This window comes from Maridesulfovibrio sp. FT414, from assembly GCF_050916235.1.
Taxonomy (GTDB): domain Bacteria; phylum Desulfobacterota; class Desulfovibrionia; order Desulfovibrionales; family Desulfovibrionaceae; genus Maridesulfovibrio.
This window is the reverse complement of record NZ_CP104854.1, coordinates 2,340,853-2,362,692: the sequence shown is the minus strand read 5'-3', so window position 1 is coordinate 2,362,692 and position 21,840 is coordinate 2,340,853. Positions and strand designations below refer to the sequence as shown.

22 protein-coding genes are annotated in these 21,840 nt (G+C 52.3%); 7 read left to right on the top strand and 15 right to left on the bottom strand.

What is annotated here, in order from left to right:
- Positions 1 to 7: 7 nt before the first annotated feature.
- From atpA to N7E73_RS10425, 10 genes are all read right to left on the bottom strand, one after another.
- Entirely contained in the window at positions 8 to 1,516 is a 1,509-nt protein-coding gene (atpA, locus tag N7E73_RS10470) for a F0F1 ATP synthase subunit alpha (protein WP_432734635.1), read from the bottom strand.
- Positions 1,517 to 1,520: 4 nt separating this feature from the next.
- Positions 1,521 to 2,072, bottom strand: a complete 552-nt coding sequence (atpH, locus tag N7E73_RS10465; RefSeq protein ID WP_432734634.1) for an ATP synthase F1 subunit delta — start codon at positions 2,070 to 2,072, stop codon at positions 1,521 to 1,523.
- Positions 2,069 to 2,626, bottom strand: coding sequence for a F0F1 ATP synthase subunit B (gene atpF / locus N7E73_RS10460; RefSeq protein WP_432738861.1), 558 nt, complete (start codon positions 2,624 to 2,626; stop codon positions 2,069 to 2,071). The genes atpH and atpF overlap by 4 nt, the downstream gene beginning before the upstream one ends.
- A gap of 45 nt (positions 2,627 to 2,671) precedes the next feature.
- A complete protein-coding gene (locus tag N7E73_RS10455; protein WP_432734633.1) occupies positions 2,672 to 3,088 on the bottom strand; it encodes an ATP synthase F0 subunit B in 417 nt (138 codons plus the stop codon).
- Positions 3,089 to 3,230: 142 nt separating this feature from the next.
- On the bottom strand, positions 3,231 to 3,599 hold the full coding sequence (locus tag N7E73_RS10450; protein ID WP_432734632.1) for a bactofilin family protein: 369 nt from the start codon (positions 3,597 to 3,599) through the stop codon (positions 3,231 to 3,233).
- Between the two features lie 54 nt (positions 3,600 to 3,653).
- Positions 3,654 to 4,769, bottom strand: coding sequence for a rod shape-determining protein RodA (gene rodA / locus N7E73_RS10445; protein WP_432734631.1), 1,116 nt, complete (start codon positions 4,767 to 4,769; stop codon positions 3,654 to 3,656).
- Complete coding sequence (gene mrdA, locus N7E73_RS10440) at positions 4,770 to 6,566, bottom strand: penicillin-binding protein 2 (RefSeq protein WP_432734630.1); 1,797 nt, start codon at positions 6,564 to 6,566, stop codon at positions 4,770 to 4,772.
- Positions 6,553 to 7,014, bottom strand: a complete 462-nt coding sequence (locus N7E73_RS10435; RefSeq protein WP_432734629.1) for a hypothetical protein — start codon at positions 7,012 to 7,014, stop codon at positions 6,553 to 6,555. The genes mrdA and N7E73_RS10435 overlap by 14 nt, the downstream gene beginning before the upstream one ends.
- 2 nt (positions 7,015 to 7,016) lie before the next feature.
- Positions 7,017 to 7,880 (bottom strand): rod shape-determining protein MreC, encoded by an 864-nt coding sequence (mreC, locus tag N7E73_RS10430; RefSeq protein WP_432734628.1) that lies wholly within the window; start codon positions 7,878 to 7,880, stop codon positions 7,017 to 7,019.
- A gap of 221 nt (positions 7,881 to 8,101) precedes the next feature.
- Complete coding sequence (locus N7E73_RS10425) at positions 8,102 to 9,142, bottom strand: rod shape-determining protein (protein WP_432734627.1); 1,041 nt, start codon at positions 9,140 to 9,142, stop codon at positions 8,102 to 8,104.
- Positions 9,143 to 9,495: 353 nt separating this feature from the next.
- Between N7E73_RS10425 and N7E73_RS10420 the strand changes: the two genes are divergently transcribed.
- On the top strand, positions 9,496 to 10,455 hold the full coding sequence (locus tag N7E73_RS10420) for a TIGR01212 family radical SAM protein (protein WP_432734626.1): 960 nt from the start codon (positions 9,496 to 9,498) through the stop codon (positions 10,453 to 10,455).
- A gap of 263 nt (positions 10,456 to 10,718) precedes the next feature.
- Positions 10,719 to 11,630: a diguanylate cyclase gene (locus tag N7E73_RS10415; protein WP_432734625.1), complete on the top strand. Its 912-nt coding sequence runs from the start codon at positions 10,719 to 10,721 to the stop codon at positions 11,628 to 11,630.
- Between the two features lie 103 nt (positions 11,631 to 11,733).
- On the opposite strand, the gene pstA is transcribed toward N7E73_RS10415, so the two are convergent.
- From pstA to N7E73_RS10400, 3 genes are all read right to left on the bottom strand, one after another.
- The gene (gene pstA / locus N7E73_RS10410) at positions 11,734 to 12,645 is read right to left on the bottom strand and encodes a phosphate ABC transporter permease PstA (protein WP_432734624.1); all 912 of its coding nucleotides are present in this window, start codon (positions 12,643 to 12,645) and stop codon (positions 11,734 to 11,736) included.
- Between the two features lie 75 nt (positions 12,646 to 12,720).
- Positions 12,721 to 13,608 (bottom strand): phosphate ABC transporter permease subunit PstC, encoded by an 888-nt coding sequence (gene pstC, locus N7E73_RS10405; protein ID WP_432738860.1) that lies wholly within the window; start codon positions 13,606 to 13,608, stop codon positions 12,721 to 12,723.
- A gap of 590 nt (positions 13,609 to 14,198) precedes the next feature.
- Positions 14,199 to 15,017, bottom strand: coding sequence for a PstS family phosphate ABC transporter substrate-binding protein (locus N7E73_RS10400; protein WP_432734623.1), 819 nt, complete (start codon positions 15,015 to 15,017; stop codon positions 14,199 to 14,201).
- A gap of 221 nt (positions 15,018 to 15,238) precedes the next feature.
- Between N7E73_RS10400 and N7E73_RS10395 the strand changes: the two genes are divergently transcribed.
- The 5 genes from N7E73_RS10395 to N7E73_RS10375 all read left to right on the top strand — a co-directional run bounded on the left by N7E73_RS10395 (position 15,239) and on the right by N7E73_RS10375 (position 19,986).
- On the top strand, positions 15,239 to 16,588 hold the full coding sequence (locus N7E73_RS10395) for a protoporphyrinogen/coproporphyrinogen oxidase (protein ID WP_432734622.1): 1,350 nt from the start codon (positions 15,239 to 15,241) through the stop codon (positions 16,586 to 16,588).
- 8 nt (positions 16,589 to 16,596) lie between these two features.
- Positions 16,597 to 17,673, top strand: coding sequence for a M24 family metallopeptidase (locus N7E73_RS10390; RefSeq protein ID WP_432734621.1), 1,077 nt, complete (start codon positions 16,597 to 16,599; stop codon positions 17,671 to 17,673).
- Between the two features lie 455 nt (positions 17,674 to 18,128).
- Positions 18,129 to 18,413 carry a DUF4911 domain-containing protein gene (locus N7E73_RS10385; protein ID WP_432734620.1) on the top strand — a complete coding sequence of 95 codons (285 nt, stop codon included), beginning with the start codon at positions 18,129 to 18,131 and terminating at the stop codon, positions 18,411 to 18,413.
- Between the two features lie 168 nt (positions 18,414 to 18,581).
- Positions 18,582 to 19,340: a ParA family protein gene (locus N7E73_RS10380; protein WP_432734619.1), complete on the top strand. Its 759-nt coding sequence runs from the start codon at positions 18,582 to 18,584 to the stop codon at positions 19,338 to 19,340.
- Positions 19,341 to 19,503: 163 nt separating this feature from the next.
- Complete coding sequence (locus N7E73_RS10375; RefSeq protein ID WP_432734618.1) at positions 19,504 to 19,986, top strand: methyltransferase family protein; 483 nt, start codon at positions 19,504 to 19,506, stop codon at positions 19,984 to 19,986.
- A 105-nt stretch (positions 19,987 to 20,091) separates the two neighbouring features.
- Here N7E73_RS10375 and N7E73_RS10370 read toward each other — a convergent pair whose 3' ends face one another.
- On the bottom strand, positions 20,092 to 20,850 hold the full coding sequence (locus N7E73_RS10370; RefSeq protein WP_432734617.1) for a class I SAM-dependent methyltransferase: 759 nt from the start codon (positions 20,848 to 20,850) through the stop codon (positions 20,092 to 20,094).
- A gap of 55 nt (positions 20,851 to 20,905) precedes the next feature.
- Entirely contained in the window at positions 20,906 to 21,724 is an 819-nt protein-coding gene (locus N7E73_RS10365) for a 4Fe-4S binding protein (protein ID WP_432734616.1), read from the bottom strand.
- Between the last annotated feature and the right edge of the window lie 116 nt (positions 21,725 to 21,840).

Sequence of the window (21,840 nt, the reverse complement as noted above, 5' to 3'; positions counted from 1 at the left end):
CCCAGGATTAAGCTGTGAAACCTTTTTTGAACTCTTCCAGAGCGGCCTTCAGCTGTCCCTCGAGATCTGCGTCAAGAGCACCTTTGGTCTTGATGCCTTCCAGAATTTCAGGCTTAGCATTCGCGATGAATTCCTGAAGATCTTCTTCGAACTTGCGTACTGCGGTAACAGGAACTTCGTCCATGTAGCCGCGGGTACCGGCGTACAGGGATACAACCTGCTGCATTACGTTCATGGGCTTGTACTGAGGCTGCTTGAGAAGCTCAACCATGCGGGCACCGCGGTTCAGCTTCTGCTGGGTGGCCTTATCGAGGTCGGAACCGAAAGCTGCGAAAGCTGCCAGTTCGCGGTACTGAGCGAGGTCAAGACGCAGAGTACCGGCAACCTGCTTCATTGCTTTAATCTGAGCGGCACCACCAACTCGGGATACGGAGAGACCTACGTTGATCGCAGGGCGGATACCGGAGTTGAAGAGGTTGGGCTCAAGGTAAACCTGACCATCGGTAATGGAAATAACGTTGGTAGGAATGTATGCGGATACGTCACCGGCCTGAGTTTCGATGATAGGCAGAGCGGTCAGGGAACCTGCGCCGAGGCTATCATTTACCTTACAAGAACGCTCAAGGAGGCGTGAGTGCAGGTAGAAAACGTCACCGGGGTATGCTTCACGTCCCGGAGGACGACGCAGCAGGAGGGACATCTGTCTGTATGCAACAGCCTGTTTGGAAAGGTCATCGTATGCGATGAGAGCGTGCTTGCCGCCGTCACGGTAGTATTCTGCCATGGTTGCACCGGTGTAAGCAGAAATGAACTGCAGAGGTGCGGGCTCGGAAGCGGTTGCAGAAATGATGGTGGTGTATTCCATTGCACCGTGCTTGCGGAGAATGTCGGCTACCAGAGCAACGGAAGCCTTTTTCTGACCGATAGCTACGTAGAAGCAGTGGATACCGGAATCTTTCTGAGCGAGGATAGCGTCAACGCAGATAGCGGTTTTACCGACCTGACGGTCACCGATAACCAGTTCGCGCTGTCCGCGTCCGATGGGGGTCATGGCGTCGATAGCCTTAAGACCGGTGTACATGGGCTCATGTACGGATTTACGGGCGATGATACCGGGAGCCTTGAGCTCAACGGGGCGTTCTTCTTCCGCATCAATGGGTCCGAGACCGTCGATGGGCTGACCCAGAGGGTTAACAACGCGGCCCATAACTGCGGGACCAACGGGTACGGAGAAGAGCTTGCCGGTACGTTTAACCGGATCGCCTTCTTTAAGAGCGGTATCGTCACCGAGGAGAGCAACACCGACGTTATCTTCTTCGAGGTTGAGAACCATGCCCATCAGGCCGCCGGGGAACTCAAGAAGTTCCATAGCCATTGCGTTCTCAACACCATGAACACGAGCAATACCGTCACCAACGTACAGTACGGTACCGGTTTCGCTCATCTCGACCTTAGACTCATAATTCTGAATCTGATCTTCAATGATTTTGCTGATTTCTTCCGCTTTAATCTGCATGGCCCTATACACCCCTTTTAATCTGTTCTTTCATCATTTGCAGCTGTGCGCGAATGCTGGCATCAAGAACCTTGTCACCAACAGTGAGGACAACACCGCCGAGGATGTCTTTGTCCACCCCGAAGTCGAGCTCAAGTTTGCACTGAAGCTGTTCTTCGAGTTTGATCTTGATATCGCTCTGCCGCTTTGCGGCCAGTTTAATCGCTGTCACAAGCTTGCCACGGACGACACCCTGGACTTTATCCAGCATTCCTGCAAAATCGCTGGCGATAGCAGGAAGAGCCGGGAGACGTCCCTTGTCGGCCAAAAGGCTGCAAAAGTTTTTCACCACAGGTCCTGCCGAGGTCTTCTCAAGCAGTTTTGCGAGCACGGCTTTCTTTTCATCCGCACTGAAAACAGGATTCTGGAAGAGCCTCAGGGCCTCCGGGGAATCTTCCAGGATCTGGGACAACTCGGACAGTGCCTTACCAAACGCCGCGAGTTCGCTATCGCCCTGCTTCTGGCCAACAGAGAACAACGCCTTGGCGTATCTGCGTGAGACTATGTTCCCGGTCAATTGAGCACCACCTTTGTTAAGTATTCATCCACAAGATTCTCATGCTGAGCTTTGGTCAGCTTGCTCTTGACGATCTTCTCAGCGGCTTCGATGACTTTATCAGCCATTTCTGCACGCATTTCGTCGAGGGCAATATTGACTTCCTGTTCAGCGGAGACCTTGGCCTGAGCTTTGATCTGCTCTGCAGTCTGCTCCGCCTTCTGGATAATCGCTGCCTTCATGGCCTCGCCCTGAGCCCTGGCTTCGGAAAGGATGGATTCCTTTTCCTGCTCCAGATTGGCAATACTTGTTTCTACATCACGCAGCTTCTTCTCAGCAGCTTCCTTGCGGGACTGCAGATCGTTAAGCTCCTGTCTGATGCCTGCCTGGCGACCTTTGAAGAGACCGGCGATTTTTTCACCGGCGAACTTGTAAAGAATCGCGAAGACGAGAATAAGGTTAAGTACACGCCAACCGAAGTTTGCCCAGGGAATCTCGTGAGCCCCCTCTCCGCCGCTAGCATAGGCTGCACCTGCTGCCAGCAGAACGGTAAGAGCGGCTGTTGCCATGATCATGTTTTTCCGCTTCAAGGCTAAACCCCCCTTCGATATTGATTAGGCCTAGCCAAGAACCTTGGCTGTAACCTTCTGAGCAAAAGCTTCAACTTCGCCATCAAGAACTTTCATTGCTGCACCCTTGTCGGCTGCAACTTCTGCACGTGCTTCCTTCATAGTTGCGGCTGCAACTTTTCCGGCTTCTGCGAGCAGAGTATGTTCCTGAGAGGCGCCCTGTTCTTTGAAGTCATTCCGGATTTCCATGCCCTTTTTGCGGGCACCGTCCAGAGCAGCTTCGTAATCCTTAACCTTGGTGTCGGCCAGACCGGTGAAATTTTCCACTTTGGCGAGCTGGTCGCTCATGAGTTCCGCACGCTTGCGAATAATTTCGCGAATAGGACGGAACATGAGAAGGTTGAGAACAAGAAGGGTGATGATGAAGTTCGCTAACTGGATAAAAAAGCTAATATCTAAATCAATCATGCCTGCTCCCGAAAAGGTTGTGAATTTTTGTCCAAAGTCAGTCGCGGTTTAGCTAATTTTAAAGGTTGTGTCAAAGGGTTTTTCGATTTGAACTGACTACTTCTCCCTTATCAACCCCCGTAAACACTGGCTTGTTATTTTTTTAACTAATTTCTTGATCTTGTGTTTCAGTTGCCTGAGAAGCAGTGGAACCCATGGTCACACGTCCTTCAAGAACGGCTCCCTCTTCCACCACCAGCACCGGCGTAATCAGATTGCCCTGCAGATTTGCTGTCTTGTGGAGAACAACTTTCTCTCTGGCAAAGACCTCCCCGGTCACCTTGCCGCTGAGAACCAGCTGGCCGACGCGGAGCACGCCTTCAACGCGCGCTTCCTTCCCGACCACCAGAGTCCCTTCGGACTCCACTTCTCCGCTGAAATTACCGTCAATACGGACTGCGCCCTGGAAGTTGAGCTTGCCCTGGTAATCAGTTCCGCTGCCCAAAAAAGCATTTATTTCGTCTCTTGCCATCTTAGCTCCTTTCTCCCCTGAGCCGTTATTTGAAAATCCGAACATACGGCTTTATTACCCCTGTTTAAAAACATACCGCCTCATGGACACGTTCAAAACGAGTCCCACGAGGCACAAATTGACCACGGTGCCGCTGCCACCGTAACTGATGAATGGTAAAGGAATTCCCACTACGGGCATTAGTCCGAGGACCATACCCATATTGATCAGGATTTGCCAGAAGAAATAAAAGAATACGCCTGCCGCAAGATAGCTTCCGAACAGGTCTTTTGCCTCCCTTGCAGTCACCACCATCTGGTAGAGAAATACGCAGAACATGGTGAGCAGCGCCATGGCTCCGACAAAGCCCCACTCCTCTCCGAACACAGCAATGGCGAAGTCGGTGTGCTTTTCGGGCAGAAAACGCAACTGAGACTGCGTTCCGCCCAGAAAACCCTTGCCCCAGATCTCTCCGGATCCGATGGCGATCTCCGACTGGATGATATGATAACCCGACCCGAGAGGATCACTTGCCGGATTCATGAATGAAATAATTCTCCGTTTCTGATAATCATGCAGGAAAAGCCAGCCCACCGGGATTAAACAGGGCCCCAGAATGGCCAGGGTCTTGAAAAGCTTGGGTGTTAATCCGCGGTACAGGATCATCCCTCCGAGAATGAGCAGGATGTTGAGCCCGGAGCCGAGATCAGGCTGGATGATGACCATTCCCGCCGGGATTATACCAACGCTGATCACCGAAGCGAGGTTCCTGATGTTCAGCGGATCGCTGCTGCGCGAAAGGATTTTAGCCCCGATGATTAGAATTGTAATCTTGGCCATTTCACTGGGCTGAAAATTGAAAAAACCCAGATCGAGCCAGCGTCTTGCGCCGTAAATGGTTTTGCCGACAACTGGAACTGCCGCCAGCAGGAGCACGGTGACCAGAAACAGGGGCCAGGCAATGGTCTGCAGATGCCTGTAATCAAAGATCATGAACATGATCATCCCGGAGAATCCTAAAATCCCCCAGATAAGCTGTTTCTGATAGAAAGAGCTTACACTCATCCCCTCCTCAAGCCTGAACCCGCTTGCAGAATACAGGTTGAGCACCCCCACGAAGAAAAGCAGGGCCGCCAGCGCAAGCAGAAACCAGTTCATGTGAATCAGCAGTCTTCTATCTACGGGCGACATTTACGGTTTGTCCTTATGTTCTGAAAAAATATAATCATAAATAGCCTTCACCACCGGACCGGCACCGGACCCACCATGCAGGCCGTGCTCCACCATGCAGACGACCACGTACCTTTTGGCCCCCTTCTCGGCAAAACTGGCCATCCAGGCATGATCCCGGTACTTATAGGGGATATCCTCATCCTTCATCTTTTTCAGCTCGTCGGTCAGCTTGACCACCTGTGCGGTTCCGGTCTTTCCGCCGATGGTCACACCCTTCATGCGCAGCCTTCTGGCCGTACCGTGATCTCCCTCAACTGTTTTTATCATGGCTGAGCGGAGAATCTCCCGTTGGGCATCGGTAAGGGGAAGAAGTCCCTGCTCCTCGGCTGGTTCACCGGCAATAAGCTGCGGACGCAGCAGTCGTCCTCCGTTGATGATGGCAGAAATGGATCGTGCCACCTGCAGCGGAGTAACTAAGGTGTAGCCCTGTCCGATGGAAAAGTTCAGGTTTTCACCGGGATGCCAGATATCACCGAAGCGTTTCTTCTTCCACTGGCGGGTAGGAATCAGTCCGGATTTTTCGTGAGGCAGGGCAATACCCGTAACCTCCCCGTAGCCTGCCTGACGGGCAAATTCACTGAGTTTGTCCACCCCAAGCTTCATGCCGAGCTTGTAATAATAGACGTCGCAGGACTCAACCAGCGACTTCTCAAGGTTAGTTTCTCCGTGCCCGCCTTTTTTCCAGCAGCGAAAAGTATACTTGCCCAGCGTGGTGTAGCCGGGACAATAGACCGTGTCCTCAGGAGTAATCATTCCGTAATGCAGACCGGCTCCGGCTACGGTCATCTTGAAGACCGACCCCGGAGGATATACAGACTGGATCACCCTGTTCTGAAGAGGAGTACGAGGATCATCGCGCAGAGCGAGCCATTGCTTCTTGCTCAACCCGGCGGTAAATGCGTTGTTATCGTAGGAAGGGGAACTTACAAAAGCGAGAATCTGACCGTTATCCGGGTCCATGACCAGCACAGCACCAGACTGCCCTTCAAGCAGCTTTCCCCCGAGTTCCTGCAGGTCAAGATCAATGGAAAGGTCTATATCCTCACCGGCAACGGGAGGAGTCAGCACCCGCTCCTTGAGTCTGCGCCCGGTTGCGTCCACCTCTCCCTGACGGCGTCCCTTGACGCCCCTGAACCGCTTTTCCAGCACGAATTCCAGCCCCTGCTTGCCCACATAATCGCCGACATCAAGACCGGAATCCTTTTCAAGTTCATCTTCATCCACTTCGGCCACATAACCGAGCACGTGGGACAGGAGAGGGCCCTGAATATACTTGCGGCGAGGACGTACCACCACCTCAAGACCGGGCCAGTGCAGGGCATTGGCCTCGATCACGGCCACCTGCTCAAAAGTCAGATTGGGAACAAGGATGAGCGGTTCAAAAGGTTTGACCCTGCGTCTGGATTTCTTGAATATTTTTCTGATGGATTCTAACTCCACGCCGGTCCATTCGGAGACGGTCCTGAGGGTTCCCTCAAGGTCCTTGCAGTCCTCACGGACGATTCCCAGTGCATAGGCGGGCTCGTTGACTGCCAGCAGCTTTCCGGAACGGTCCCTGATCAATCCGCGCGGGGCGTAAAGGCTGTCCTGACGAAGCTGGTTATTGCGGGCCTGTTCGGAAAAATACTCGCCCTTATGGATCTGGAGATACCAGAAACGCAGTGCAAAAATGCAGAAGAGCAGCAGAATCAGCCCCTGCAGAAGCAGCAGGCCGTTTTTGGGAGGCTCCTGTTTCTTTGACTCATACAGGCTCATGTCTGAACCCTGCCGGATAAATATACTTCAACAGCAGCCACTCCACCGGAAAAACAACAGCCTGAACAATACCTTCGTAGATATACCTGTCCGGGACGAAAACCATATCCGCCAGCATGGACATCATGGCAGTCAGCCCCGGATGCAGCAGCCCGAGCAGGCAGCCGCACAGCAGCGCGAACATCATTGAGTGCACGTCAAAGAACATTTCCCCGCCACGATAAAGGGCCAGTATGGAAAGATACCAGACAATAGAATAACCGAAAGGCAGGCCGCCGATTCCGTCCTGAATAAGGGACCAGACCAGTATCAGCCAGAAGACGTGGGTCCGTTTGTCCATCTGTATGCACAGCAGTATTCCCGGAGCCAGAAAATCCACCCCGGGTACCACCTTCTGAGCCCAGATAGCGGCAAATGTAAACGCAGCCCACCAGAAAAGGGATTGCATGCCTAGCCTCCCTGAACTGCAGTGGAGTTGCCGGGAGCAGTGGAATTGGACTGCGGGAGCCTTTGCAGCAGCAGAACCTCTTCCGTGTTTTCCATATCCACCAGCGGGACAGCTTCAACAGTCAGAAAAAGAGAAATGTCGGATCGCTCCACCGAAACAACCCTGGCCACGGGAAGTCCGGGAGGGAAAAGACCGGCAAGGCCGGAAGTAACCAGAATTTCGCCTTCGTCCACAGGAGCGTTCAGCTTCATGTACTTGACACTCAAAGGCTCGCCATCGCCGTTACCGATAAGCAGCCCGGCAGAGCGGTTGAGCTGTCCGCGTACGGAGATGCGGCTGTTGCGGTCAGTCACCAGCATGGCCCGGGATGCGCTCAGTCCGGGGGCAACAATACGCCCCATAACTCCGTTCGGAGTAAGGACAGGAGTATCCGCACCGATTCCCGAGGACGTCCCCTTGGCCAGGATGACCGAGTCCAATGCGGCAGAAGGCCCCATGCGGTGGGCAATTATCCGGGCGCCCATCGTGGTCCAGTCCTCGACGGGACTCATGTTCAGCAGGGCCTGAAAACGGTCGGCTTCTGCAGCCTTTTCACGGAGTTTCATAATTTCAAGGCGCATCAGACTGTTCTGGGAACTGAGTTCATCGTTGAACTCACGCAACCCGACCAGATAAATATACCTGTCCCAGAACGAAACCGCCTGATCATGAACCCACTCGCCGGGCCAGAGCACCCACTTGACCACTTCCAGGCCGGTAAAACCGGACATACGGTCAAGCTGCCCGGACTTCAGGTTCCATGAATACAGGCTCAGATAGACAAACAGGCCGATAATGACGGCTATAGCGGCACGCTTCAGCTTCACAGTGTACCCTCGGAAGGTGGTAGGGGGCCGGACATATAACCGGCGCGGGAAATAAATTAGCTATAACCCTCAAGACAAAAAAAAGGGCAACAGGGACATCAACCAATCCCCGCCCCCTTTGAACCGGTTTCTGAGGACATAGCTTTTTCCAGACCGAAGTCCGCCAAAAACTATGCCCTCAGCCGTAACCGGTGCACTCGATTCCTCCGCGGCATGCGGAGTTAATCAATAGTTACGTCTTTATAGATGTTTATTTCATCTAAAGCTCTACCGGAGCCGATAACAACCGCATCAAGAGGCCTGTCCACTACCGTGATAGGCAGGTGGGTCTCCTGGCTCAGGAGCTGATCCAGACCCTTGAGAAGCGCACCGCCGCCGGTAAGCACTATGCCCCGGTCGACAATATCGGCTGCAAGTTCAGGAGGAGTCTGTTCAAGCGCTACACGCACGCCCTGAACAATGGAATCCACCTGCTCGGAAATTGCTTTTCTTATCTCCTCGGAAGTAATGAGGATGTTCTGGGGGATACCGGTGACGAGGTCGCGTCCCTTTACTTCCATCTCCAGCTCCTCTTCCAGCGGGAAGGCGGAACCGATCTTGATCTTGATGGATTCGGCAGTGGATTCCCCAATGAGCATGGAATACTTGCGCTTAACATGCTGCATGATGGCTTCATCCATCTTGTCGCCGCCAACCCGGACGGAACGGGCATAGACGATACCGGACAGGGAGATAACCGCGATCTCGGAAGTACCGCCGCCGATGTCTACTACCATGTTGGAGGTAGGCTCGGTAATGGGCAGGTTCGCACCGATTGCAGCTGCCATGGGCTCCTCAATGAGGTAAACCTCACGGGCTCCTGCGCTCTGTGCACTTTCCTTGACCGCCCTTTTTTCAACCTGGGTGATGCCGGTAGGCACGCAGATCATGATCCGTGGACGGACCAGCCGGCGGCTGTTGTGGACTTTTGAAATGAAATGGCGCAACATGGCTTCAGTCACTTCAAAGTCGGCGATAACACCGTCTTTCATGGGCCTGATCGCAACAATGTTGCCGGGAGTACGGCCAAGCATCCTCTTGGCTTCCAGCCCGACAGCCAAAACCTTGCTGCCCCCGTTGACATCCCTCTTCACTGCGACCACAGAGGGCTCACTGAGCATAACACCTTTACCTTTAACATAGACCAGGGTGTTGGCCGTACCGAGGTCGATTGCAAGGTCACTGGAAAACGAACCGAGTATCTTGTCAAAAATTGAAGCCATATTAAACCGGGCACTCCAAAAAAATGTGATTCTGAAAAAAACGGGCCGCTCATAGACGAAAGCCTGTCTATCAAAAGAAATTACTAGGTGTTAACTAGCAGAAGAAACAACCACAGGCAACACATTACACTACTTAGCCCGTTACCCGGAGAATCTGGTCCCGAAGCCGCCTGTACCCTGACGGAACATTAAATATGTACTCAATATTTATAATATATTTCACCTGACAGCTCCGTGGTTGCGTCTCCGAGTCATCCCCCTACAACAACCATGATCGGAATAGCCACCTGAAAGAACACAATAAACCCAGTTCGGGATAAATTCCGCGCCAACATTTGTATATAGGTAATTTCATGTATCGATTTTACGGCCTTGCCGCCCGACTCAGGCAGACTTTCGGAGAACGTGTCCAGAAAATCCCCCTCGACTTCGGATTCACCTGTCCCAACAGGGACGGGAGTCTTTCCCGCAGCGGATGCATATTCTGCAGCCCGCAGGGTTCCGGCTCAGGACTCCATGCCCTGTCAATGTCCATACCCGAGCAGTGGACCCACTGGCGGGAAAAGCTCTCCAAACTCTATGATGCCAAGCTCTACCTTGCCTATCTGCAATCCTATTCGAACACCTACTGTACCATAGAAGAACTCAAATGCGCCCTCAAGCAGCTTGACGGGCTTGAAGGGCTTGCCGGACTCTGCATCGGCACGCGCCCGGACTGCCTTGATGCGGAAAAGCTTAAGCTGATCAAAGGCCTCGGCCTGTGTGAAACATGGCTGGATCTAGGCCTGCAAAGCTCAAATGACCGGACACTGGAGCGCATCAACCGAGGGCACGACTCGCGCTGTTTTGCGGATGCCGTCAAGCTCGCCCATAAACATGGCATATCTGTTTGTGCCCACGTAATTGCAGGACTTCCGGGCGAGGGAGAGGAAAAATTCCTCGAATCAGTCCACTTCCTTAATGAACTGCCCATTCGGGGCATCAAATTCCACAACCTTTTTGTCGGTCACGGCACCCCACTCCACAAGTTATACGAAAACGGCGGTTATTCCCCCATCGGACAGGACGAATACATCGACATGCTGGTCAAGGCTGTTTCCATACTGCGGCCTGACATTGTTATCCACCGCCTTAAAGCCGACGCTGTGCCCGGAGAACTGATCGCCCCGGAGTGGGTCCAGAAAAAAAGGTCCGTCCTCAACGAAATAGAGAAGACCATGAAGGAGCTGAACATCTGGCAGGGCTGCGCAAGGCCTGACGCACTTCCGGAACCACCTGCATGGTTCAGCCCGGAAGAGCCTTCACCTTTTTGATTTCCCGGTAGGTCCTTCATTCATCCCGTCCCGCTGCCCCCTTACTGCTCTGTTGTTTTTATAACAAAAGACACAGAGGATTACGCCGTTTGATGGATGACGGAGTGAGTAACGGCAATGCCCTATTATTGAGCTGCAATCGGGAGTAGAACGAGACGAAATATGGTGCCGAATATTACGACTTGACTAATTTTAAGCAGAATCATTATCGTTAAATACAATTTTCTTTCATTGCGAGAGAGACCTCAACTTGTGGGTGTTCCATGAATGACCAATTTTACGAAATGATTTTTGACTCGATATCTGACGGCATTTATTACATAAATAAAGACAGAATCATTACATATTGGAATCGGGGAGCGGAGAAACTGACCGGATACACTGCAGCGGAAGTAATCGCTACAAGCTGCAAAGACAACCTGCTCAGGCATGTGGATGAGAACGGCGTAGACCTTTGCGTCCATGGTTGCCCTATGGAGGCTACAATGCATGACGGAGAATGTCGGAGCGCAGATGTTTTCATGCACCACAAGCTCGGACACAGAGTCCCCATCAGAGTCAAATCCTTCCCGCTGAATGACGATTTCGGAAATATAATCGGAGCTGCAGAGCTGTTCACTGCCATAAACGAAAAGAAGGATATGGCCCACCAGCTTGAAATTCTGCGCAAGGAAGCCATGACCGACCCGCTGACGGGAGTGGCAAACCGGCGCTGCCTGGATCTTGCGGCCAGACATTTCCAGGAGTCAGTGGGGAACAGCAACACAACACTGGGCATCCTTTTTGTAGACATAGATTATTTCAAAAAGATCAACGACAGATGGGGCCACAGCGCTGGCGACAAAGTCCTGAGTATGGTCGCAAAGACGTTATCAGCAGCACTGCGTCCCTCTGACATCGCCAGCCGCTGGGGTGGCGAGGAATTTGTAATATTTGTTCCCGATATTGACAGAAAAGGCCTTGCCGTTCTCGCAGAGCGCCTCCGCCGACTGGTTGAACTTTCCTGGTTTGAAACCGGCAGCGGGCGCATTTCGGTTACCGTTTCTTTGGGTGGAACCATGCTCAGCCCCGGAGAAGACACATGCTCAGCGATCAGCAGGGCAGATGAGCTTGCCTACCGCAGCAAAAAGGCCGGGCGCAATTGTATCCATATCGACAACTCCGGCACCCATTAAAACGAACCCGCCTGCTTCACATCTCCACATGAAATAGAAACGGCCTGCCCCATTTTGAGGTAGGCCGTTTCAAGCACGGTCAAGAGGGTGAGGATGGAAATTTTTATCGCCCGGCCCGTTTCTGCATTTTGGCGCGGATGTAAATGGCAACCATGTTCATGCCGAGCACAAGGGAAATGAGTACCAGCGAAGTCCCGTACTGGATGTGACGGGTCTTTTCAATTTCAGTCCCGGCAGTGGCAAGAACGTAGATGTGATATGGAAGAGCCATTACGTCGTCAAAAATTGACTGGGGCATATCAGGGGTAAAGAAGACTGCTGCAGTAAACATGATTGCTGCGGTTTCCCCTGCCGCTCTGGAAAGAGTAAGAATGGAACCGGTGAGCATACCGGGAAGTGCAGCAGGAAGCACGACCTTGTAAATGGTCTGCCATTTGGTGGCTCCAAGACCGAGAGAAGCTTCACGATAGGTCTGGGGTACCGACTTGAGAGCTTCCTCGGATGCTCCGATGACCAGCGGCAGCGCCAGCGCTCCGAGGGTGCAGACCCCGGCCATGATGCTCACGCCCATACCCATAACGGTAACGAAAAGAGAAAGTCCGAACAGCCCGAAGACAACCGACGGAACCCCGGCAAGGTTATTGATCCCCAGACGGATGATGCGCACCAGCCTTGGCGAAGTGGCATATTCGTTCAGATATATAGCCGTGGCAACACCCCAGGGCAGCGCGATGAACAGAGCACCGTAACTGAGCACGATTGTTCCCACAATACAGGGAAAAATTCCGCCCTCGGTCATTGAGTTACGCGGGGCTTCGGTAAGGAATTCCCAACTCATGGCAGGCAGTCCGTAGTAGAGAACAAAGCCGCAGATAATCAGCAGGGCAATGCCGTTGAGTGCTGCTGCACCCTTGAAAAGCATGAAGATGACTTTTTCAATCTTCTCCCTGGTAGAATAATTGCCGTGTCCCGGTTCAAGCATGGTCTCGGCGACCTGGTCAGTCTTATCAATCATTGAATTTACTTGCTCTATAGTTTCAGCGGAGTTGTTCATAATCATTTCCCCGTTGTTGTGGTCCAGTCAGTCTTCCTAAAGTGTGGCAGAGCCGACCTGTTTATACTTATGGGATACGTAGTCAGCCACGAGGTTGAAAGCCATGGTGAAAAGGAAAAGCACCATGCCTATGGCGAAAAGTGCATAATAATGTTCGCTGTGAAACGGGGCTTCCCCCATCTCGGCTGCGATTGATGCGGGCATGGGGCGGACAGGATCAAAGATCGAAGTCGGCAGCAGCCCGGCCCCACCGGCAACCATCAGAACAACCATTGTCTCCCCTATGGAACGGGCCATTCCGAGAATAACCCCGGTTGAAATTCCGGACAGAGACGCAGGAACCATTACCTTGTATATGGACTGCCAATGGGTCGCGCCGAGAGCCAGAGACGCCTCCTTAAGCTCCGATGGAACTGAATAGAGTGCGTCCTCGGAAATACTGGTAATTGTCGGAACCGCCATGAAGGCAAGCATCACCGAGGCATTGAAGAGGTTCAGCCCTACCGCAATGTCCAGAGTATTCTGGAGGAAAGGCGCCACCACGACCATGCCGAAGAAGCCGATGACAACAGAGGGAAGGGCCGCAAGCATCTCAACAGCAGGCTTTACAATGCTGCGCACCCTCGGAGATGCGATCTCGGCAAGATATATCGCTGTCATCACCCCCAGAGGAATGGCGATGAGTGAAGAAAGCAGGGTAACCGCCCCGGAGCCGACAATAAGCGGCCAGATTCCAAGGGCCGGGGGTTCCTCAGTGGGATACCACTCAAACCCGAAGATAAAATCGGTGAAGGACACGGATTTGAAGACCGGAAGTCCTTCAACGAAAAGAAATACCATGATCAGGAAAAGCACCAGCACAGAGGTGAACGCCGTAACCAGAAAGAAAGAGTGGATTATGCGTTCAGTGGTGCGTCGACTCAGATTAAGGGAAGAAAGAGTCAGGACTGCACAGCCGATAACGCCAAGAACTGACGCAAAGATATACCATCCTGTGGATCTGGAGGAGACCATATGCTCAGCGCTGGAGCGGATAAGCTGAAAGGTTTCCTGGTCCCCCTTGTTGTTGCCCATGACCGCGGCATCAGTGCGGACGGTGGTATAAATCCGGTTAAGTTCCGAATTAAACTCCTTTATCCGCAGCTCTTTCTCAGCCTCGGTCAAAGCCGAAGCATCTGTGCCTTCAGCAATTTCATGAGTGGAAAGCATCATGACTTTCTTGAGCGCACCGACGGCACTCATGGAATAGTCTCCCCTCTGCTCCACCTTCTCGACGGAAGAGATGAAAATCTGTTCGGCTTCAGTCCTTGTTCCGAGCTTGTATCCATAAACTCCGCTGACAACTGCGAGTAAGATTAAAAGCAGACAGATGTTACGGGACGTAATCACGATATTTTCCTCTGATAATAAAAAGTGTTGTTCAATCTTCCAGCCCGTTCGGGCGTAAAATCTCCGGGGAGCCTCGGCCCCCCGGAGTATTCGAATTCGGACCCGGTCAGCAGGTTAACCGCAGACTATTTTACGGGGATGAAGCCGGTGTCGGCAGCAAGATTCTGGCCGGCGGGGCTCATCATGAAATCGATCAGAGCCTTTACTTCGCCAGCGGGCTTGCCGGGAGTGTAGAGGTTCAGACCGCGAGCGATGGGGTAGGAACCGTCTTTAGCGGTAGCTACGGAAGCGGAGATACCGTCAACGGAAACACCCTTGATCTCCTTGTTCAGGTAAGCAAGGCCTACATAACCGATGGACTTTTTGTTCTTGGCAACAGCCTGAGCAACAGCACCGTTGGAAGCCTGAAGCAGAGCACCTGCGAATACACGGTTCTTGTTGCCGTCTGCGTGCATGATTTTGTCTTTCCAGCAATCATAGGTACCGGAAGAGGTGTCACGAGAAATAACAACGATCTGTGCGTCTTCACCGCCAAGCTCTTTCCAGTTGGTGATTTTGCCGGTGTAGATGCCAAGCAGCTGTTCCTTGGTCAGGGCGCTGACGGGGTTGGCAGGGTTTACAACGGGAACGATGCAGTCGAGAGCGACGATGAACTGCTCAGGTGCGCGGCCATTATCAGTAGCTTTCTGAGCTTCTGCGGATTTCATGTCACGGGACATCATGGCGATGTCGGTGGTGCCGTCAATCAGAGCTTTAGCTCCGTTGGAAGAACCGCCGCCGGAAATGGAGATGGATACGTTGGGATTTGCTTTCATGAAAGCTTCAGCAGCTTTCTGCATGAGAGGCAGAACAGTGGTGGAACCCTTAACCTGAATGGTGCCGGCAAATGCGGAACCTGTAAATGCCATTACCAGAACGGCAGCAAGAGCGATAATCTTTTTCATGATTTCCTCCAAAAATGGATTTTAATTGCAGACGCAGATTCACCGTGTCCGTTTTGTTTCGCTGAGACAGTGTCTATCCGAACTTGGTTACGAACCTGTTACGGCGAAGAGAAAGGTCAGTTACAGTGTTGTTATGCGCACTGTTTTACAGCTCCAAGTCACTGGCATGCCCCTTGCTTATCTTGTGAAACAAACAATAATCACAAGATGGAGTAGACCCCATGAAAACCAGATATGCCATAATCGGCGCGGGTCCGACCGGTCTCGGAGCGGCCAGAAGGCTGAGCGAACTGGGGGAAAAATCGTTCGTTGTGCTGGAAAAAAATTCCTGGGCCGGAGGGCTGGCCTCAAGCTTCACCGATGAAAAAGGTTTCACCTGGGACATCGGCGGGCACGTGGCTTTTTCACACTATGAATATTATGACCGGCTGCTGGATGAGCTGCTCAAGGACGAGTACATCGAGCATCTGCGTGAATCATGGGTTCGCGCCTGCGGGAACTGGGTGCCCTACCCGTTCCAGAACAACATAAGATACCTGCCCAATCAGGAACGCTGGGAATGCGTCCGGGGCCTGCTTCCCGGAGAAAGGCCGGAGGAGCCACCCCGAAACTTCGAAGAATGGATTCAAAAGATCTTCGGGGAAGGCATCGCTCGCCACTTCATGCTTCCCTACAACTACAAGGTCTGGGCTACCTATCCTGAGAAAATGTCCTTTTCATGGATCGGTGAACGAGTCAGTGTCATAGACCTGCGTTCTGTGCTCAAGAACATACTGCTTGAACGTGACCAGCTGTCCTGGGGCCCGAACAACAAATTCCGCTTTCCGCTCAAAGGCGGCACTGGAACCATCTACCGCAGGCTGGCCGACACCCTGAAGCAGCACATCAGATACAACACCGAAATCATCTCCATCGACCAGCAGCAAAAGAAAATCGCCGACTCAAACGGCAACTCCTTTGAATACGACAGGCTGCTGAACACCGGCCCCGTAGACATCCTGACCTCCCGCTGGCTGAAGAGAGCCGACGAGAGGCTGGTCAACGCCGCGGCCGCACTCAAACACAACGGAGTGATCGTCACAGGAATCGGCCTTGCCACTTCAAAGCCCGATTCCCGCTGCTGGATGTATTTCCCTGAAGACAACAGCCCGTTCTACCGGGTCACCAACTTCCACAACTACTCCCCCAACAATACCCCGATTCCCGGAACCGGGAGGGCCCTGATGTGCGAAGTTTCCTATTCAACCGACAAGGAGGTCAATGAATCCGAGGTGGTACAGCAGGTTGAAGACGGCCTGGTCAACACCACCATGCTGGAGGAATCCGACCGCAAGGATATCGTCTCCCGCTGGTCCATAAATGTGGATTACGGCTATCCCATCCCTTGCCTGCAACGCGATGAAGCGTTAAAGATTTTACAGCCTGCGCTTGAGTCCATGCATATCTATTCCAGAGGCCGTTTCGGTGGCTGGAAATACGAGGTTTCAAACATGGATCACTCCGTAATGCAGGGTGTTGAATGGGCTGAAAGGATGGTTAACGGTCAGCCTGAAACCACATACAGGATTTAAATACACTCATGACAATTTCCAGCGCCACCTACGAACAGAGACGGGAGAATGTACGCAGACGCCTCAAAGACCGCGGATATCCCGCTCTGCTGATCAACTCTGCGGCCAACAGGTACTACCTCAGCGGATTCGAGCTTCATGACCCACAGTGCAACGAAAGCGCCGGCTGGCTGATCATAACCCCCGAAGGTCGCGATTTCCTGCTCACCGACCCACGCTACCTCGACGCCGCCCGCCGGGTATGGAGTGAAGAGGACATCTTCATCTATTCCGGACGCAAATTCGATGCCCTTAGCGGATTTTTCAAATCCAACGGAATCAGGCATCTTGCCTATGACCCAAAATCGATCAATATTTTCGAGCATGAACAACTGAGCGAACTGTGCGAACTTCGGCAGATTTCAGGACTGGTGGAAGACCTCAGGCTGATCAAGGATGAAACCGAAATCAGGCTGATGGAAGAATCCTGCGCACTCAACCACAAGGTTTACGAACTTCTTGAGCCCAAGCTGCAGGAAGGCGTGACCGAATACGAAATATCATGGGAAGTTGAACAGCTTTTCCGCAACAACGGAGCTTCCGAGCTTTCCTTTTCCACCATCGTCGGCGTCGGCCCCAATGCCGCCCTGCCCCACGCCATTCCCGGCAATAACAAGCTGCGGGAAGGAGATCTCGTCCTCATAGACATGGGTGGAAGACTCGGAGACTACTGCTCCGACCAGACCCGCACCTTCTGGGTTGGAGATAAACCGTCCGACCGGTTCCTTACCGTGCGCGATCAGGTTCAGGAAGCCCAGATGGCGGCCATAAAGACCCTGCGTCCCGGACTGCCCATACAGCACGCCTACCACACAGCCCGTGCTGTCTTCGAAAAATACGGCGTTGCAGAATACTTCACCCATTCCCTCGGACACGGCATCGGCCTTGAAACACACGAAATGCCAAGTGTAAGCCCTATTGCCAAGGGAGAACTCAAACCAGGCATGGTCATCACCGTCGAGCCTGGCCTCTACTACCCCGACTGGGGCGGCATCCGCTGGGAATACATGGTGCTCATCACCGAAGACGGCTACAAGATCATGTAAAACGGCTCTACGAGGCTGGCTTTGATGCGCTATGCGCTTTTAGGCAATCCGATTTCGTCTCCGGCGGCCAAAGGAGCAAGTCATCTCTGCTCTCCATATCCGTAAGACTCGAAGCGGAGCTTCTCGCCTAACGGCTAATGGCCCTTTGGAATCCCTATCCGTTTAGAGCATTCACTTAAGTAGGGATTCACTGTAGCCATTTACAAATCATAATTTAAGGCCACAGTCATCGTAGCTGCGAGTAACTTTGATTTAATAAACCTGATTGCTTTTAGCGGGGTTTATCCTCTTGGAGGAAAGCCCCGTTTCCAATATTTCACTAACCGATTAACCATAAACTTCCCGGAATACCGTCCTCCATTTCATCAAACCGCCTAGACCCTATTAAGGCGCGTTTTGGGGAGAGGAGAAGGGGAGCCCCCCCTTCCCCTCTGGACGCCGGAGGCACAAAAGAAATGAGTCGAAAAAAAAGAACACCACGTCCGCGCCCGCTGCCGCCTGCCCCGGAGCAGTCCAGCCGTATTTACATTCAGATAGCCCCTGCGGATATCGCCATGTTCCGCTTTCTCATGGAAGCGGTCGACAACCTTGCGCTGTTCACCATCGCCGACCGTTTCAAGGGAGTGCTGCTCCTGCGTTACAGTCCGCATCAGAAGCGGGAATTCTTCGAATTCATGGAAGGGCTCAAGCAGGAAATGGAAATTAAGTTTCTGCCCGACCCCAACGTACCGGCCAAGTAATTTTCATATCAGGAACACGCACCAAAAGCGGTCTGTTAAGGCAGACCGCTTTTTTATTCACCGTAACACAACTCTGCAACACAACCGTAACATTAAACAGCTAAAGATGGAGTGGATATATACTATTAGACAAACATCTGCCTCAAACACATCCAACCGGTGCCAATTATGAAAATACTTGCATGCTACAACATGAAAGGTGGAGTCGGGAAGACAACAACAGCAGTCAACCTCGCCTACCTGAGTGCAGCCAGCGGTAACAGGACCCTTCTCTGGGATCTTGACCCGCAGGGCGCGGCAACATTTCACCTCGGCGTGGACCCGCTGCAGGAAACCAGACTCAAAAAGATCGTCAAAGACAAAAAGCTGATCAAAGAACTTATTGAGCCTACGCCATACAGCAACCTGTCAATTATCCCGGCCGGATTCGAGTACCGCAACATGGACCTGATACTCGACGAGAGCAAAAAAGCCCGCAAAAAAATGAATAAAATCATGGAGTCTCTCCGGGACGAGTATGACGTCTTCATATTCGACTGCCCGCCAAGCATTTCCAACCTTTCAGACGCGGTATTCTCTGCGACCCATTTCATCCTCATGCCGCTGATTCCGGCAATTCTATCGCAGCAGACATTTCTTAAGGTGGACGAATACCTGAAGACCCTGCCCGAAACATCCGCTCAGCTCATTCCATTCTTCAACATGGTGGACCGTCGCAAGAGCGGTCACCGCATGCTGATACTTCAGAGCAAAAAGCAGTTTCCCGGAAAATTCTGCGACAATTCCATCCCCGCCAGAGCCAATGTTGAACGCATGGGAATAGAGCGCACGCCTCTGCATGTGTTTGATCCCAAATCAGATGCAGCATTGTCGTTCTCCGCTCTGTGGCGTGAACTGGAAACCAGAACAGCCACGCCGCAACAGTAACCGCAGGCCGAATTAAGCCCATGAAAAGGTTCGGAGGAGCAGTTTCCCGCAAAACGGTTTTCGTTGACAGCATCAGGAATAGTATTCAATGATATGCAAGTATTCATAACTGCAACTGACTGAAACAACTGGAACTGAACCGGATAAATAGCGGGAGGAAAACATGGAAGACAGGAAGATGGATCTGTACGGCGTCGGCCCCAAAATTTTCAAACCAACCATAATCTTCGGCGTGGCAGCTCTGGTAATATCACTTATCTTCCCCAGAATTTTCTTAATGACCTTCCTGCCCAGTGCCGTTTTCAATATCCTCGGCGGTATCCTTTTGGGCCTCGGACTGGCCTTTCTTTTCATTTCCGGGACCGCCATGAAAAAAGCAGTGGCTGAAGAACGTCTTGAGAAATCAGGGACTTTTGCAATAGTAAGAAACCCATTGTATTTTGCATGGATATCTTTCATCTTTCCGGGCAGTGCAATCGCATCGCAGGCATGGCTCCTTTTCGGTATGAGCTTTGTGGCCTACTATAAATTCCTGCAGTACATCCCGGAAGAAGAAGCCAGACTTGAAGAAGTTTTCGGCAAGGAATACATGGACTACAAAAAGGAAGTCCCGGCCATAGTGCCCAACATGAAAGAACTGCTGTAACGATTTCTGCATTCCCACTGCGTGCCAGAGCAAAAAAGCCTCCGGATATTCATCCGGAGGCTTTTCTATTTCATATCCGCTTCACCTGAAGCAGGAGAAGAACTATCACGTTGCGCCGGGGCACGCAGACGGAGCTGATGCCCGGTTCTTTCCAAGCGGGGTATGCCGGGCTCCGATGGAGGCAAAAGTCGGCCCAAAACGGTTGGATGTCTTTTCCATGACAATGCAGTACAGATCGCGGGGCAATGCACCTTCCTCCATACGCTCTATACTGTGGATTCTGAACCCGCTGGCCAGCCCTCTGATCTTTTCCTCACTGAAAAAATGGACCGCAAACTGCCCGATCTGGAAAAGATCCTCACCTAGATGCTCGCCGGCCCGGTAATGTCGATCAAAAATACTGCGCACGGAATAAACGGCCAGACCTCCGGGCTTTAAAACCCGGTGCATTTCACTGATCAGGCAGGAAATTTCGCAGAAGGTCAGCTCCATGCAGAGAAGCATGTGCGAATAGCAGGCATCAAAACTGGAATCTTCAAAAGGCATGCACCGTCGCACATCAAAGCAACGGGGATCAATGTAAGGAGTGAGCTCACAGGAACAGGCCCTGTCTTTTATATCATCAACGGCAGCACGGGAATAATCCAGAGCCGTAACCCTGATGCCGTCCTCGGCAAAAAGAAAGGTGTCCCTGCCCTGACCGCATCCGGGCTCAAGGACTGAACGCACACCCTTTTCCCGAAAAAGCGCAAGAGCTTTTTCAGCAAACAGGCTGGGCCCCTCTCCAAAGTAGGCCTCAGATTCCGTAAAAACCTGATCCCAGAGAGTCTGCTGCTCAACTGCGGCGTTCATAACAGATTTCATTTCCCCCCCCTTCTGCTAGCAACCAACTAGGTAGGTAATATTACACCTGCGCAAACTAATCAACCGCTCCTACCGGGCACACACTGGCACACTGCCCGCAGAGAATGCACTCAGTAGATGACACGGGCTCTCCGCGCATGACCGCTGCCATAACATCCACATCCATGGGGCAGTTTTCATTGCACTGCCCGCAGCCCACGCACTCCCTTCCGGTAGGCTTTTTTCTAATCCTTGCCAGCGAAGTCCCGGGCTTCATGAGACATAGAATACGGCAGAAGGCCCGCTTTTTCCTGAAGATAAATGCAAGGGAAACAGCACAGGCGTAATAAACTCCATTACCGACCATAAACCACAAAAGCTGTCCACTCTTGCCATGTTCAGGATCAATGTGCAGTGAGCGGTAGTCATAACCTGATGCAAGACAAAGGATCGGAATCGCCAACGATAAAAACAAAGCCGGCCAGCGCATATGGGTCCACCGGTAACTCACAGGTCTGTTTTCGTGAACCGGCAGCCACTCCAGCAGCGCGGCAGTCCAGCAGGCCCACCCACAAAAACCGCGGCCCCAGATCAGGGGGCCGACAACTTTGGCCACGGCATAGTGGATAAGTACGCGGGTAAATACCCCGGTGCTCAAAAAGAATGCGTAATAGAAAACCGTCTCTTCCAGCTGCAGATTCTCTCTCTGCATCAGCCCCAGAAAAATCAGGAAAACCGGCGACACAGCAAGGATGGCCAGACGCCGTCCGAGATCCTTCCGCTTCCCCTCAAAACGTCGGCTGACGCTGACACCAAGAGAAACACATCCGCCCACATATGGAAATATCAACAGAAATCCCCACCAGCCGATGGACAGATAAAGGGAAAGCCCCACAACTACTCCGATAACGGATGGCAGGAATGCTGAGCCGGGCACGCTTGACACGACGGCACGAGAATTACTTGATTTCATGTTCGGAACAATAACATCGTTCACACGACAGACAACGT